Origin of the sequence: Xanthomonas fragariae, assembly GCF_900183975.1 — a bacterium.
GTDB classification, from domain to species: Bacteria; Pseudomonadota; Gammaproteobacteria; order Xanthomonadales; family Xanthomonadaceae; genus Xanthomonas; species Xanthomonas fragariae.
Genome location: NZ_LT853882.1, coordinates 2,651,322 through 2,664,495, shown reverse-complemented (window position 1 = coordinate 2,664,495; position 13,174 = coordinate 2,651,322). Strand labels below are relative to the sequence as shown.

The window sequence follows — 13,174 nt, the reverse complement described above, 5'->3', positions numbered from 1 at the left end:
CAAGCATGAGCCCGTAAGTTTTGGGCATCTGTTCAAATGAGGTGGTCTTGATGTCAACGATTCGGCCGGTGTTTTACGTGTCCGATGGAACCGGTATCACCGCTGAAACGATTGGGCATAGCCTGCTCACACAGTTCAGTGGATTCAATTTCGTCACCGACCGCATGTCGTTCATCGACGATGCAGAAAAAGCGCGCGAGGCTGCGATGCGGGTGCGCGCTGCGGGCGAGAGGTACCAAGTGCGCCCGGTGGTGGTCAATTCCTGCGTCGATCCACAACTGAGCATGATCCTGGCCGAGAGCGGCGCGCTGATGCTGGATGTGTTCGCGCCCTTCATCGAGCCGCTGGAACGCGAACTCAACGCACCGCGACATTCGCGCGTGGGGCGTGCGCATGGCCTGGTGGATTTCGAGACTTACCACCGCCGTATCAATGCGATGAACTTCGCGTTGAGCCACGACGATGGCATCGCACTCAACTACGACGAGGCGGATGTGATCCTGGTGGCGGTGTCGCGCGCAGGCAAGACGCCGACCTGCATCTATCTGGCCTTGCATTACGGCATTCGCGCCGCAAATTACCCGTTGACCGAAGAAGACCTGGAAAACGAGAATCTGCCGCTGCGGTTGCGCGACTACCGCAGCAAGTTGTTCGGCCTGACCATCGATCCGGAGCGCCTGCAACAAATTCGACAGGAGCGACGTGCGAACTCCCGTTACAGCGCGGCAGAGACCTGTCGGCGCGAAGTGGCGATCGCCGAGCGCATGTTCCAGATGGAGCGCATTCCGTCGCTTAGCACCACCAATACCTCGATCGAGGAAATCTCCAGTAAGGTGTTGTCGACGTTGGGGCTGCAGCGCGAGATGTTCTAAGTTGGGATTGGGGATTCGAAGTTCGGGATTCGGGAGGTGGGACGCGCGAGTGGTGCGTGCATCTACCGGATGCGTGGAACAGCTGCTTATGATTGCCGTGGGCGGCTCGGGGAAAACGAAGCGGGCGGGACAGCGCTCCGTCAAGATAGGCCTGCTGTTGGGCCTTCGTCAATGCTGCCCGTGCGGCAGCGCAGCGTGTAGGATCGGTCATGGCGCAAGCACTGAGCAAACTCGAACGCATTCCCAAGCTGAGCCGGTTCGGCTGGCTGATGGGCTTGTATGCAGAAAATTTCCAGCATCTGACCCGGCTGTTCGCACCGGCCGATCTCGCACCTGGTTCTTACACCTCCTCGATCGGCGATGGCTTGAATCTGCGGTTGGACGTGATCGAGTGCCACCGCTACACGGTGGAGCTGCGACTGACCTACGACCTGTGCGACCCGGTGACCGGCGAACCGGATCCGTCGGCCTATGTGCGCTTGTACCGCGACGCACGCCAGGCCGAAACCACGCATTGCTATGTCGGCCGCCGCTGGCAGGACGTTATGGGCCTGTTCCCGCCGCCAGCCGAACTGATCAGCCACCGTATGCGCATGAATACGTTCCTGAGCAAGTGGTTGGAGTACCTGGCCGAGCGTGGCCATGGCGTCGCTACCTTGCGTCTAGATACGGATTACGTCGCGCCGCCGCGTCCCAGCTTGCAGGCCGCCGTTGACTGAGCGTGGGTTGCTGTCGCGTCCGATGCGCGGCACCGATCATACTGATGCGCTCCGCGTGCCAGATCGCATGCCATGCCCTATACCCCCATTGTCGCCACGCTTGGCTACCTGTTATCGCCGGACGGCACGCAGGTGTTGATGATCCATCGCACTGCCCGTCCCGGCGATCAACACCTGGGCAAGTACAACGGGCTCGGCGGCAAGGTGGAACCGGACGAAGACGTGCTAGCCGGCATGCGCCGCGAGATTCGCGAAGAAGCCGGCGTCGAGTGCGGTGAAATGCAATTGCGCGGGACCATCAGCTGGCCGGGCTTCGGCAAGCACGGCGAGGACTGGCTGGGCTTTGTGTTCCTGATCGGCAGCTTCGAAGGCACGCCGCAGACCTCGAACCCGGAGGGCACACTGGAATGGGTGGCCATCGACCAGATGGACCAGGTGCCCATGTGGGAAGGCGACCGGAACTTCCTGCCGTTGGTGTTCGACGGCGACCCGCGTCCGTTCCATGGCGTCATGCCATATCGCGATGGGCGCATGCAGTCGTGGACATATTCGCGGATCTAAGCGATATCAGAACGGTCGCCTGCATAGCGCGCGCGTTACCCTTTGCGCCCTGCTCACCTCAGGCTCCGCATGAAACGCCATTTCTCGATGTTGCGCGATTTCCAACTCGCGGACTGGTTCACGTTGGCCAATGCCTTCTGCGGCACCGGGGTGATCTTCGCGGTGATGCGGTTTGTGCAGGAAGGCCATCGTGGCGATCTGTTGCTGGGCATGGCGCTGATTCCGCTGGCGTTCGTGTTCGATGCGCTGGACGGGCACGTGGCGCGCTGGCGCAAAGCGTCCTCAACCCTGGGCCGCGAGCTGAATTCGCTGGCCGACGTGATTTCGTTCGGGGTGGCGCCGGCCTCGCTGGGCTATGCCTGCGGCATGCGCGGTGGCTGGGATTGGCTGGTGCTGAGCTATTTTGTCTGCTGCGGCGTAAGCCGGTTGGCGCGTTACAACGTCACTGCCGAAGGGATCGCCGGCGAGGCCGACAAGGTGCCGTACTTCGAAGGCACCCCGATTCCCACCAGCCTGCTGTTGGTGATTTTGCTCGCGGTCGCCGCCAGCAGTGGCCATATCGGCGACACCCTGTGGTGGGGCCAGTGGCAACTCGGGCCGTGGCAGTTCCACCCGCTGGTGCTGCTGTTTGCGGTGTCGGGCTCGCTGATGATCAGCAAGACGCTGCGGATCCCCAAACCCTGACCGGTGTGCCGGGACACACGCGGTAGGATGGCTGGGTGGACAGTCATGGGAAGGGATGATGGCAGGTAGCGGTTCGGACAACGGCAACTTCGAGGACAAGGCGTGCCAGTATTGGAGTGCCTGGGCAGATGCCATGCGCCACGGCCAGGCCGGCTCCAGTGCGCGGCCGTCACCGGCTCCTGGTAGCGACGCACCGCAAGACTGGCGCAAGGCGGTAGATTGGTGGTCGCAGTTGTTGCCGACGCAGGCCGCACCGCAGGCGCAGGAGGCGATTGACCGCTTCCGCAATCAGGCCGGTGGTTGGTTCGGCACCATGCAACAGGTGGCCGCGCAATTTGCCGGGCGCGACACCTCTGCCAACGAAGTCTCCGATGCGTGGCGGAAGGCCGTGCAAGGGCAGGGCGAGCAATTGATGCAATGGACGCTTGGTTCGTTGCGCGGTGGCAGCCAGGGCGGCTTCGACCCGTGGCTGCAGGAAGCGGCGCTGACTTGGGAAAAATGGCGGCAGGAAAATGCGTCGTGGTTGGACATGCCGGCGTTCGGTTTGAACCGTAATCGTCAGGCCCGCCTGCAGAAACTGGCACGCGCGCAGCAGGACTATCAGGCGCAGTCGCAAGCCTATGGCAAGCAACTCAAGGCCGCCGTCGAGCAGGCGTTCACGCGCTTTGCGTCCAAGCTGAGCGAGCACGAGAGCAGCGGCACCCAGTTGACCAGCGCGCGCGCCTTGTTCGATTTATGGATCGAGGCGGCCGAAGAATCCTATGCCGACGTTGCGTTGTCGGACCAGTTTCGCCAAGTGTACGGCGGCTTCGCCAACGCGCATATGCGCATGCGCGCTGCGCTGCAAGAGGAAGTCGAAGAACTCAGCGAACGCTTCGGAATGCCGACGCGTTCGGAAATGGATGCTGCCCATCGCCGTATTGCCGAGCTGGAGCGTTTGGTGCAGCGCATGCTGCGTACGGCGGCAAGCCCCGCAAGCAAACCTGCGGCAGCGTCGACTGCCGATCCGGTTGCGCCGGCCACGGACAACCCTGCGGCGACATCCAAGGCGAGTGCTGCGCCCAAGCCAGCAACTGCAACCAGCGCCGTCAAAAAAACCGCAGCGAAAAAGACTGCAGCTAAAAAGCCTCCGGCTAACAAGACCACCGATTCAAAGACCGTATCCAAGCCATCCACTGGCAAGCTCGCCGGCAAGCCGACCACACGCAAGCCAAGTGGAGCGCAGGCATGAAAGGCCCGTTGGGATTCAGCGCCGAAGACCTGATGCAGGAAACCTTGTCGATGCAGCGCAAACTGCGCGAGGGGCTCAAGCTGCTGCCTGACGTTGAGGATGTGGATTATGGCGCCACCGAGCGCGAAGAAGTCTGGCGCGATGGCAAGGTGGTGCTGTATCGCTTTGTCGGCGAGCAAGCGCCGGTGGCGAAGACGCCGTTGTTGATCGTCTACGCGCTGGTCAATCGCCCGTACATGGTCGATCTGCAGGTCGATCGCTCGCTGGTCAAGGGCCTGCTCAGTCACGGCCAGGACGTTTACGTGCTGGATTGGGGCTATCCAGATCGCTCTGAGCGTTACCTCACCCTCGAAGATTATCTGCTGCGCTATATCGATGGCGCGGTAGATCACTTACGCGCGAAGTCGGGGCTGGATGCGGTCGATCTGCTCGGCATCTGCCAGGGCGGCACGTTCTCGTTGTGCTACGCCGCGTTGCAGCGGTCCAAGGTGCGCAATCTGATCACCATGGTCACGCCGGTGGATTTCCACACTCCCGACAACATGCTGTCCAATTGGGCGCGCATGGTCGATGTGGATCTGTTCGTCGATACGATGGGCAACGTGCCGGCGGATCTGATGAACGCCAGTTACCTGATGCTCAAGCCGTTCCGGCTCAATCTGCAAAAGTACGTGAGCCTGCTCGACATCCTCGACGACAAGCAGGCGCTGGAAGATTTCCTGCGTATGGAAAAGTGGATCTTCGATTCGCCCGATCTGGCTGGCGAGGCCTTCCGCGAGTTCGTCACGTTGTTCTATCAGCGCAATGGGCTGGTCACCGGCCAAGTGAGCATTGGCGGGCAGGCGGTGGATCTGCAGGCAGTCGACATGCCGGTGTTGAATATCTACGCCGAACACGATCATCTGGTGCCGCCGGATGCCTCGCGCGCACTGCGCAGTCTGGTCGGCAGCGACGATTACAGCGAGCTGAGTTTTCGCGGCGGGCATATCGGCATCTACGTCTCCGGACGTGCCCAGCGCGAAGTGCCGGTGGCCATCCATCGCTGGTTGCAGGAGCGTGACGGCACCACCTGATGCTGTCGGCATGCGGAACCGTGCCTGCCGCTACGCTTAGAAAGCCGCCGCAGCCATCACGATGTGCTGTCGTCGGGCTTTTTAAACTGTCGGCTACGTTTGCAGGAGCCTTGCCGTGTCCACCACCACACTGTCCCGTTCCCTAAACGACCGCATGATCGCTGGCGTCGTCGGTGGCATCGCACGCCGTCTCGGCTGGAGTTCCACGCTGCTGCGCGTGTTTTTCGTGATCGTCTCGATCGCCTCGGCCGCGTTTCCCGGCATCCTGGTCTATGTGATTCTGTGGCTGCTGCTCCCCAACCAGGCCGACTGAGCGCCGCACAGCGCAAGCTGGTTGCGTTGCAGGCATTGGGCGCGTTGTGGACGCTGCCCAATACCGTGCTTGGGCTTGTGATCGGTGCGATCGGCAGTTGTTTCGGCGCTCGGCCGCGCTGGTCCAGCCGCGAACGCGCACTGGTCTTCCATGCATGGCCATGGGGGCCGGGTGGGGCAATGACGTTGGGCAATGTGATTGTGTTGAAAGGTCGCTCGCTCGACTTGCAGTGCAGCACCTACGCGCATGCCGCCGGCCGCTGTCAGCATCCGCCGGTGCGCTTAGGCGATCACGAGCGTGCGCATGTCTACCAATATATGCTTCTAGGCCCGCTGTTTTTACCGGTGTATTTCTTGTGCGGCGGCATCCATGTGCGCAACCCGTTGGAGCGGGCTGCGGATATGTATGCGATGCACGGCTACGGTTGGTGGCCGTGGGGCTTTCAACGCAATCGCGAAAAGCCGAACAACTCGGACAGCGGGTGAGGCGTGCCATCCAGTTGCGCGCGCAATAGCCCGGCGCCAATCGCGCTGTAGGTGATGCCATTGCCACATTAGGCCATCGCAAACGACACGCGTCGGCCTCGCTCAGGAGGCGGGCCGAAGAACGGCAGCCCTTCAGCGGTTTCTGCGAAGGCGCCGCCACGACTTCAAATGCCGGGCGCAGGCTCGCACCCGGCATTTGAAGTCGTGGCGGCCGAGGGTATTGCACAGGATTTGCGCGTCGAGGATTGCTTGCGCGCACGCACCATATGCCAGCGCGGAGCCGGCATGCGGCATGCCGCGTTGCCTGGCCAGCTCGATCATCGGCGTGTCGATTTCGTACTGCAGTAAGGCTGTGCTGGCCGAGGTTCTGCTCCAACCGATGTCGCGTTGCTCGATCACCACAACCTCGCGGCGTGGCACAACAGTTCATGCGCGATCAGCGCGGCGGTGACTCCGTCACCGACGATGGCGACCTCGCATTGAACGTCTTGCTCAAGGCACGGGTAGGTGCGCATCAATCCGTTGCGGATCGACCAGAACGGGTAGCCGCTTTTAAGGTCCATGCGGCGTCGTAAGAGAGCAGGCGGTCCGCAATTTGCCGGCGAAGCGGGGTGAAGCGGCCATGAGGCGAGCCCGGCCTTGCCACCGTCACCAAACCGCAAACAGCCGGCGTTAACCTGTGTGGAAAGCTCCTCACGGCGCGCTCGTTATCCTGGCGCCACCAATGCAGTAACAGGAGGTGTGGCATGTCGATTGTCCTGTACGTCGGTGGCAGCAAAGATGGCGACAGGGGCGTGATGCCTTATGGATTAAGCAAGTCGCGTGCGATGACCGATGCTGGCCCGGAGGTGTATGTCGAGCGCATGGTGCCGGTGAAGAATGTCGGCAAGATCCGCGTAATGGCGCTGGAGTCGCTGCAGGAAAGCATCCTGGTCGAGCGCGCAGCCACCCATTACGCCCGTCGCGTCAGCTGATCGCGGCGGCATAGGTTTACGACGGTCCTGTCAACGGGTTTCCGCGGCGGGCTTGCACTGCGAAAATGGGTTTTTTCAGTGAAGCGGTTCCGGCCGCACCGTCATGCACGATAGCCAGCTTGCCCAGCAGATTGCTCGCACCATCGCCGACGAGATCGGTGCCCAGCCCGCCCAGGCGCGCGCCGCCATCAGCCTTCTGGACGAAGGCGCCAGCGTTCCATTCATCGCCCGCTACCGCAAGGAAGTCACCGGCGGCCTGGACGATACCCAACTTCGCAACCTGGAAACGCGGCTGACCTATCTTCGCGAGCTGGAAGAGCGCCGCGCGGCGATCCTGTCCAGCATTGGCGAGCAAGGCAAACTCAACGACCAATTGCGCAACGAGATCGCCGCTGCCGATACCAAGTCGCGCTTGGAAGATCTGTACCTGCCGTACAAGCTCAAGCGCCGTACTCGTGCCCAGATTGCGCGCGAAGCTGGGCTGGAGCCGTTGGCCGATGGTCTGCTCTCTGATCCGAGTCAGGCACCGGAAGCGGCCGCCGCTGCGTTCATCGATGCCGAGAAGGGCGTCACCGACATCAAGGCGGCACTGGAAGGCGCGCGCGCAATCCTGATGGAGCGCTGGGGCGAAGACGCCGCGCTGGTTGGCGAGCTGCGCAGCTGGCTCGATGATAACGGCATCATTCGCGCGCGCGTTGCCGAGGGCAAAGAAGAGGCCGGTGCCAAGTACCGCGATTACTTCGACCATGCCGAATCGTTGGCCAAGATTCCGTCGCACCGGTTGCTGGCGTTGTTTCGTGCCCGCCGCGAGGAATTTCTGTATCTGGACCTTGACCCGGGCAGCGATGCCGAAGCCGGCCACCAGTACGCCGAAGGGCGCGTGGCACGCAGCGCCGGCATTTCCAATGAAGGCCGTCCCGCTGACCACTGGTTACTGGAGGCGTGCCGTCTGACCTGGCGCGCCAAGCTGCAGATGCATCTGCAACTGGACCTGTTCAACCAGGCGCGTGAAAAGGCCGAGGCCGGGGCGATCGCGGTGTTTGGTGACAACCTCAAGGACCTGATGCTGGCCGCACCGGCCGGCCCACGCGTGGTGCTCGGGCTGGACCCGGGTATCCGCACCGGCTGCAAGATCGCGGTGGTCGATGCCACCGGCAAGCTGGTGGCGACCGAGACGATTTATCCGCATGAGCCCAAGCGGCAGTGGGAGCAGTCGCTTCAGACGATCAAGAAGCTGTGCCTGCAGCACAACGTGGAGCTGATTGCGATCGGCAACGGCACTGCCAGCCGCGAGACCGACAAGCTCGCCGGTGAGGCAATTGCGCTATGCGGTGCGACCAAGCTGCAGAAGATCGTGGTCAGCGAAGCTGGCGCGTCGGTGTATTCGGCGTCCGAGGTCGCGGCCAAGGAATTCCCCAATCTGGACGTGTCGCTGCGTGGCGCCGTGTCGATCGCACGTCGTCTGCAGGACCCTTTGGCCGAGTTGGTCAAGATCGAGCCCAAGGCTATCGGCGTGGGCCAGTACCAGCACGACGTGGATCAGTACCGCTTGGCCAAGGCGCTGGAAGCGCGCGTGGAAGACTGCGTCAATGCAGTCGGGGTGTACGTCAATACCGCCTCGGCGGCATTGCTGTCGCGCGTATCGGGGCTGTCGAGCACGGTGGCGGAAAACATCGTGCGTCATCGCGACAACAACGGCCCGTTCAAGCGCCGCAAGGACCTGCTTGAAGTGCCGCGGTTAGGCGACAAAACCTTTGAACAATGTGCCGGTTTTCTGCGCATTGCCGATGGCGACGAGCCGCTGGACGTGTCGGCGGTGCACCCGGAAGCTTACCCTGTGGTCGAGCGCATCGTTGGCGCGACCGGCAAGCCGATCAAGGCACTGCTGGGCGACGGCAGTTTTTTGCGGGGCCTGAAGCCGGAGCTGTTCACCGACGAACAGTTCGGTGTGCCGACGGTGTGCGACATCCTCAAGGAACTGGAAAAACCCGGCCGCGATCCGCGTCCCGAGTTCAAGGCGGCGCAGTTTGCCGAAGGCATCGAAGATATCAAGCACCTCAAGCCCGGCATGGTGCTCGAAGGCGTGGTCAGCAACGTCGCAGCGTTCGGCGCCTTCGTCGATATCGGCGTGCACCAGGATGGCCTGGTGCACATCTCCGCGCTCTCGGACACCTTCGTCAAAGATCCGCGCGACGTGGTCAAGGCCGGCGATATCGTCAAGGTCAAGGTGCTGGAAGTGGATGTGGCGCGCAAGCGCATCGCACTGACATGCCGGCTGTCCGACACGCCACCACCGGCCGATGGTGCCTCCCCATCGCGCGAGACACGCGGCAACGGTGGCCCGGGGCAGGGCCGTCGCGAGGGTGGCGGACGTGGTCCGGCGCAGGGCAGCACCAAACCGCGGACTACTGCTCCCCCGGCCGACAACGCGCTCGCCGCTGCGTTCGCACGCGCCAAACGCACCTGAGTCATGCTGCCCCGGTGATTGGCCGGGGCAGCTTGCGACGCAGTTAGGTGTGGCGACGGCTACCGGGCTGGACAGTGCGCTTGTGCAAGAAATCCTGTGTATGCGAGCCAATCGCTGCGACTTCCGTCCCGCGCACGCATTTGCGTAATGACTGCTCGCTCAGCACCGAAATAGTCGAGTGACACGTGAGACGGTCGGGCACCGTCAGTGCTCCACCTGACAATAAGCGAGGTCGCTTTGTGAGCCGCGCCAGGGCAGCGTCACGCCTCGTCCCGTCGCGCGCGCGTTGGCAATATCAAACGTTCGATCAGATCGACCAGGCCGGGCGGCTCCACCGGCTTGCCCATATGCGCATCGAAGCCGGCTACCACGGCGCGGTCGCGGTCTTCTTCGCGCACATAGGCGGTGAGCGCGATGGCCGGGATGTGCCGCGGCAGGTCGGCACGGCCCGAACGCACGGCGCGAATCAGGTCATAGCCATCGCGGAGCGGCATGGCGATATCGCTGAGCAGGACATCGAATGGCGCGGCGGCCAGGTACTGTTCGGCCGCGTCCACCGAGCTGGCTGCCTGCACCTGCGCGCCAGCAAGCATCAGGAAATGCATGACCGCTTCGCGCGAATCCTGATCGTCGTCGACCAGCAACAAGCGCACGCCGTCCAGGCGCCCATCGCAGTCGGCCGGCAACCGATCCACTTGGTGGTGTCTGCCGAAGCCGGGGGCAGATCGCTGACGCCGTGCTGGAAGGGCAGCACGACAGTAAATATCGATCCCCGGCCTTCGCCAGCGCTGGACGCACCTAGGCTGCCGCCATGCAGATCGACCAACTGGCGCGAGATCGACAAGCCCAGCCCCAGCCCGCCGACGCGCCGCGTGGTGCCGGCATCGGCCTGGCGAAAACGGTCGAACACATGCGGCAGGAAGTCCGGTGCAATGCCAATGCCGGTGTCCTGCACGCAGAAGCGCAAGCGCTCGTCCTCGATGTCCAGTGTCACCCGTACCGTCCCGCCAGCAGCGGTGAATTTGAGCGCGTTGCTGAGCAAATTGGTCAGCACTTGCTGCAAGCGTCCGGCATCGCCGAAGAACCACAATTCGCCTTCGCCAAGTGCATCTAGTTCCAGCGAGATCTCGCTTGCCAGTGCAGTCGGTTGCATCAATTCCACCGTGCTGCGCGCCAGCCCGGCGATGTCGAAATGCTCGGCTTGCAGGCGGATCTTGCCCGATAAAATCGCGCTCATGTCCAGCAAGTCGTCGATGATCTGTGTCTGAGCGCGCGCACTACGCTCGATGATGACCAGACCCCTGGCCAGATTGGCCGGCTCGAAAACCTCGGACTGCATCAGTCGTGACCACCCCAGGATGGCGTTGAGCGGCGTCCGCAATTCGTGGCTGAGCGTGGCCAGAAACTCGTCCTTGACCCGGCTGGCATGCTCGGCCTGACCACGCGCAGCGGTTTCGGCATGCAGCGATAATTTGAGCTTGGCATCCACGCGCGTGCGTTCGATGACGATGCCTGCCAGATGCGATGCCGAGCGTGCCATCGCCCGCTCGCGCAGCGAGGGCAGGTGAGGGCAGTCATAATAGATATTCAACGTGCCCAGCACCTGGCCATTGCTGGCCAGGATCGGGGTCACGCAACATGCCACGATGCCCATCGCGGCCAAGATCGCGTGATGCCGGCTGAAATTCGAGTCGGCCTGGATGTCCTGGCAGATGACCTGGCAGCCGATAAAGGCTGAGCGCGCGCAGGGTGGCCCGTCTGCGCCGATCGGCACCTCTTGGAACTGCCCGCGATAATCGATCGGAAAGTGCGGTGCCGAACCGAAGCTCAAGGTGTGGCTTACTTCGTCCAGCACCATCACCGAGCAGTACAACGCAATTTCGCCACGCGCCTCCACGCTCAATGCGATGGCATCCAGCACCACCGGCAACGCTGCGCCGGTGGTGATCAAGCTTAAGATCGCGCGATCGGATGCGGTGGCATCTTCGATGTGCTTGCGTTCGGAAATGTCGGTCAGCGAGCCGATATGGCCGAGAAAACGCCCGTCGCTGGCGAAATGCGGCGAGGCGGTGTCGATGCACCAGCGGTATCGCCCGTCGTGGCGACGCACGCGATATTCGGCCAGGAATTCGCCGCGTTGCTCCAACGCTTGCTCGAAGGCATGTCGTACGCGTGCGGCATCGTCGGGATGCATCACATCCCACCAGCCCTGATCCAGGGCCTGGTCTTCGCCCTGGCCAGTGAAGTTGTACCAGCGCGGATTCCAGTACACGCAATCACCTTGCGCGTCAGCCATCCAGATCATTGCCGGCACGGTCTCGCACAGCGCACGGAAGCGCACTTCGCTCTCGCGCAATTGTTGCTCGAACGCGCGCCGATCATGGATGTCGGTATACGTGCCGATCCATTCGCTGATGCTGCCATTGTCACCGCGCACGGGCAGGGCGCGCGCCAGGTGCCAGCGCGAGTGGCCGTCGTGACGGTGCAGTTCGCATTCGACTTCGTAGGCGCGCTCGCCGCTCAACGCCAGTGTCCACGCCTGCGCGGACAAGCGCAGACCATCGGCGGTGTGCGCCTGCTGCCAAGCGGCAGCGTCGTTGTTGGCAGGATCCAGCCCGGTGTATTCGTACCACCGCTGATTGAAGTAGTGCGGCTGTCCATCCGGGCCGGCAATGAAGATGATCTGCGGCAGCGTGTCTGCAAGGCCACGCAGGCGCGCTTCGTTGGCGGCCAGTTGCTGCTGCGCCTTGGCCCGTTGCATCGATTCCCAACAGCGCGCCGCCACCAATCGCACCAGCTCGATCTCGGTCGACAACCAAGGCCGCGGTGCGCGCTGATGCACGCCGATCGCCGCAACCAGGCGTCCGTGCTTGTGCAATGGAATGACTAGCGATGCCCGCAGGCCGGAGCGGCGATATTGCTCCACTACATAATCCGGCGCACCCGGTGCCATGGCGTCGGTGGTGAACCAGGGGCGGTTGTCCAGCAGCGCATCACGTAGCCCTTGCGCCACTTCCAGCGGGAAATTGCCTTGCAGGCTCGGCATGTCCTGCACGTGGTCGCTGACCACATGCATGGTCCGGCCATCGGCACCTGCCAGACCAAACGCACAGCGATTGGCCCGCAGATGTTCGCCAAGCAAGCGCACGCTGGTGTCGATGATCTGCCGCGGATCGGAGACGTGCTGCAGCGCGTCTTCCAGCGTCAACAGGAAGCTGTCGCGAATCTCGCCACGGCGTTGCTCGGTGACGTCGAACCCATGCACCACAATCGCGTCGCCGCGGCCATCGCTATCGGGCATCGGCTGGTAAAGGACGTCCACAAACGTTTCACCGGGTGCGCTGCCTGGTGTGCGTTGCAGGTAGGCCGTCATCGATTTGCCGATGAAAGGTTGGCCGCTGCGTCGTACCTTATCGAGCAATTCCAGATAGCCATGGTTGACGATCTCCGGCATGGCGTCGAGCAGGGGGCGACCCAGCAGCGGCCGCTCACCGACCAGTTCGTGAAAGCGTTGGCTGACGCTCTCGATGATGTAGTCGGGCCCGCGCAGCACTGCCATGAACGCAGGCGATTGATCGAGCGCGGCGAACATCTGGGGCAACTCCGCATTGCGACGAACATCGCGCGCCGTAGCCGCAACGGTCCCCGCCACATACAACGCACCCAACCGTTCTCCGGCCTGCAGCACCGGGCTACACGACCATGTCGCCAGATCCAGCGCAGGTGCATCGGTCTGCATGCTGTCAAAGGCAGGCGTGTTCGTAAGTTCTGCGAGTGGCTGCGCGAACGCGGCCG

At 62.8% G+C, this 13,174-nt stretch carries 10 protein-coding genes and 3 pseudogenes; 10 read left to right on the top strand and 3 right to left on the bottom strand.

Annotation, left to right across the window (positions count from 1 at the left end; all coding sequences use genetic code 11):
- The first annotated feature begins 50 nt into the window (after positions 1-50).
- From ppsR to PD885_RS12295, 8 genes are all read left to right on the top strand, one after another.
- On the top strand, positions 51-872 hold the full coding sequence (gene ppsR, locus PD885_RS12330) for a posphoenolpyruvate synthetase regulatory kinase/phosphorylase PpsR (protein ID WP_002802275.1): 822 nt from the start codon (positions 51-53) through the stop codon (positions 870-872).
- Positions 873-1,081: 209 nt separating this feature from the next.
- Positions 1,082-1,591, top strand: coding sequence for a DUF1249 domain-containing protein (locus tag PD885_RS12325; RefSeq protein ID WP_002802273.1), 510 nt, complete (start codon positions 1,082-1,084; stop codon positions 1,589-1,591).
- A gap of 72 nt (positions 1,592-1,663) precedes the next feature.
- Positions 1,664-2,152, top strand: coding sequence for an NUDIX hydrolase (locus PD885_RS12320; RefSeq protein ID WP_002802272.1), 489 nt, complete (start codon positions 1,664-1,666; stop codon positions 2,150-2,152).
- Between the two features lie 69 nt (positions 2,153-2,221).
- Entirely contained in the window at positions 2,222-2,836 is a 615-nt protein-coding gene (locus PD885_RS12315; protein WP_002802269.1) for a CDP-alcohol phosphatidyltransferase family protein, read from the top strand.
- 55 nt (positions 2,837-2,891) lie between these two features.
- Positions 2,892-4,067 (top strand): class III poly(R)-hydroxyalkanoic acid synthase subunit PhaE, encoded by a 1,176-nt coding sequence (gene phaE / locus PD885_RS12310; protein WP_002802267.1) that lies wholly within the window; start codon positions 2,892-2,894, stop codon positions 4,065-4,067.
- Positions 4,064-5,140 (top strand): class III poly(R)-hydroxyalkanoic acid synthase subunit PhaC, encoded by a 1,077-nt coding sequence (locus tag PD885_RS12305; protein WP_002802266.1) that lies wholly within the window; start codon positions 4,064-4,066, stop codon positions 5,138-5,140. The genes phaE and PD885_RS12305 overlap by 4 nt, the downstream gene beginning before the upstream one ends.
- A 115-nt stretch (positions 5,141-5,255) precedes the next feature.
- Positions 5,256-5,453 (top strand): PspC domain-containing protein, encoded by a 198-nt coding sequence (locus tag PD885_RS12300; protein ID WP_002802265.1) that lies wholly within the window; start codon positions 5,256-5,258, stop codon positions 5,451-5,453.
- Positions 5,423-5,938: a hypothetical protein gene (locus PD885_RS12295; RefSeq protein ID WP_087946392.1), complete on the top strand. Its 516-nt coding sequence runs from the start codon at positions 5,423-5,425 to the stop codon at positions 5,936-5,938. The genes PD885_RS12300 and PD885_RS12295 overlap by 31 nt, the downstream gene beginning before the upstream one ends.
- Here PD885_RS12295 and PD885_RS12290 read toward each other — a convergent pair.
- A pseudogene (locus tag PD885_RS12290) lies at positions 5,896-6,501 on the bottom strand (FAD-dependent oxidoreductase). The gene PD885_RS12295 and the pseudogene PD885_RS12290 sit on opposite strands and share 43 nt — an antisense overlap.
- Positions 6,502-6,684: 183 nt before the next feature.
- Here PD885_RS12290 and PD885_RS12285 point away from each other — a divergent pair.
- Together PD885_RS12285 and PD885_RS12280 are read left to right on the top strand one after the other, a co-directional pair.
- On the top strand, positions 6,685-6,912 hold the full coding sequence (locus PD885_RS12285; RefSeq protein WP_002802261.1) for a hypothetical protein: 228 nt from the start codon (positions 6,685-6,687) through the stop codon (positions 6,910-6,912).
- 103 nt (positions 6,913-7,015) lie between these two features.
- Positions 7,016-9,379: a Tex family protein gene (locus PD885_RS12280; protein ID WP_088056914.1), complete on the top strand. Its 2,364-nt coding sequence runs from the start codon at positions 7,016-7,018 to the stop codon at positions 9,377-9,379.
- A gap of 260 nt (positions 9,380-9,639) precedes the next feature.
- Here the strand turns inward: PD885_RS12280 and PD885_RS12275 are convergent.
- Both PD885_RS12275 and PD885_RS22755 read right to left on the bottom strand, forming a co-directional pair.
- A pseudogene (locus PD885_RS12275) lies at positions 9,640-12,629 on the bottom strand (PAS domain S-box protein); the annotation flags it as partial.
- A 42-nt stretch (positions 12,630-12,671) separates the two neighbouring features.
- Positions 12,672-12,938: pseudogene (locus tag PD885_RS22755) on the bottom strand (hypothetical protein); the annotation flags it as partial.
- Positions 12,939-13,174: the final 236 nt, after the last annotated feature.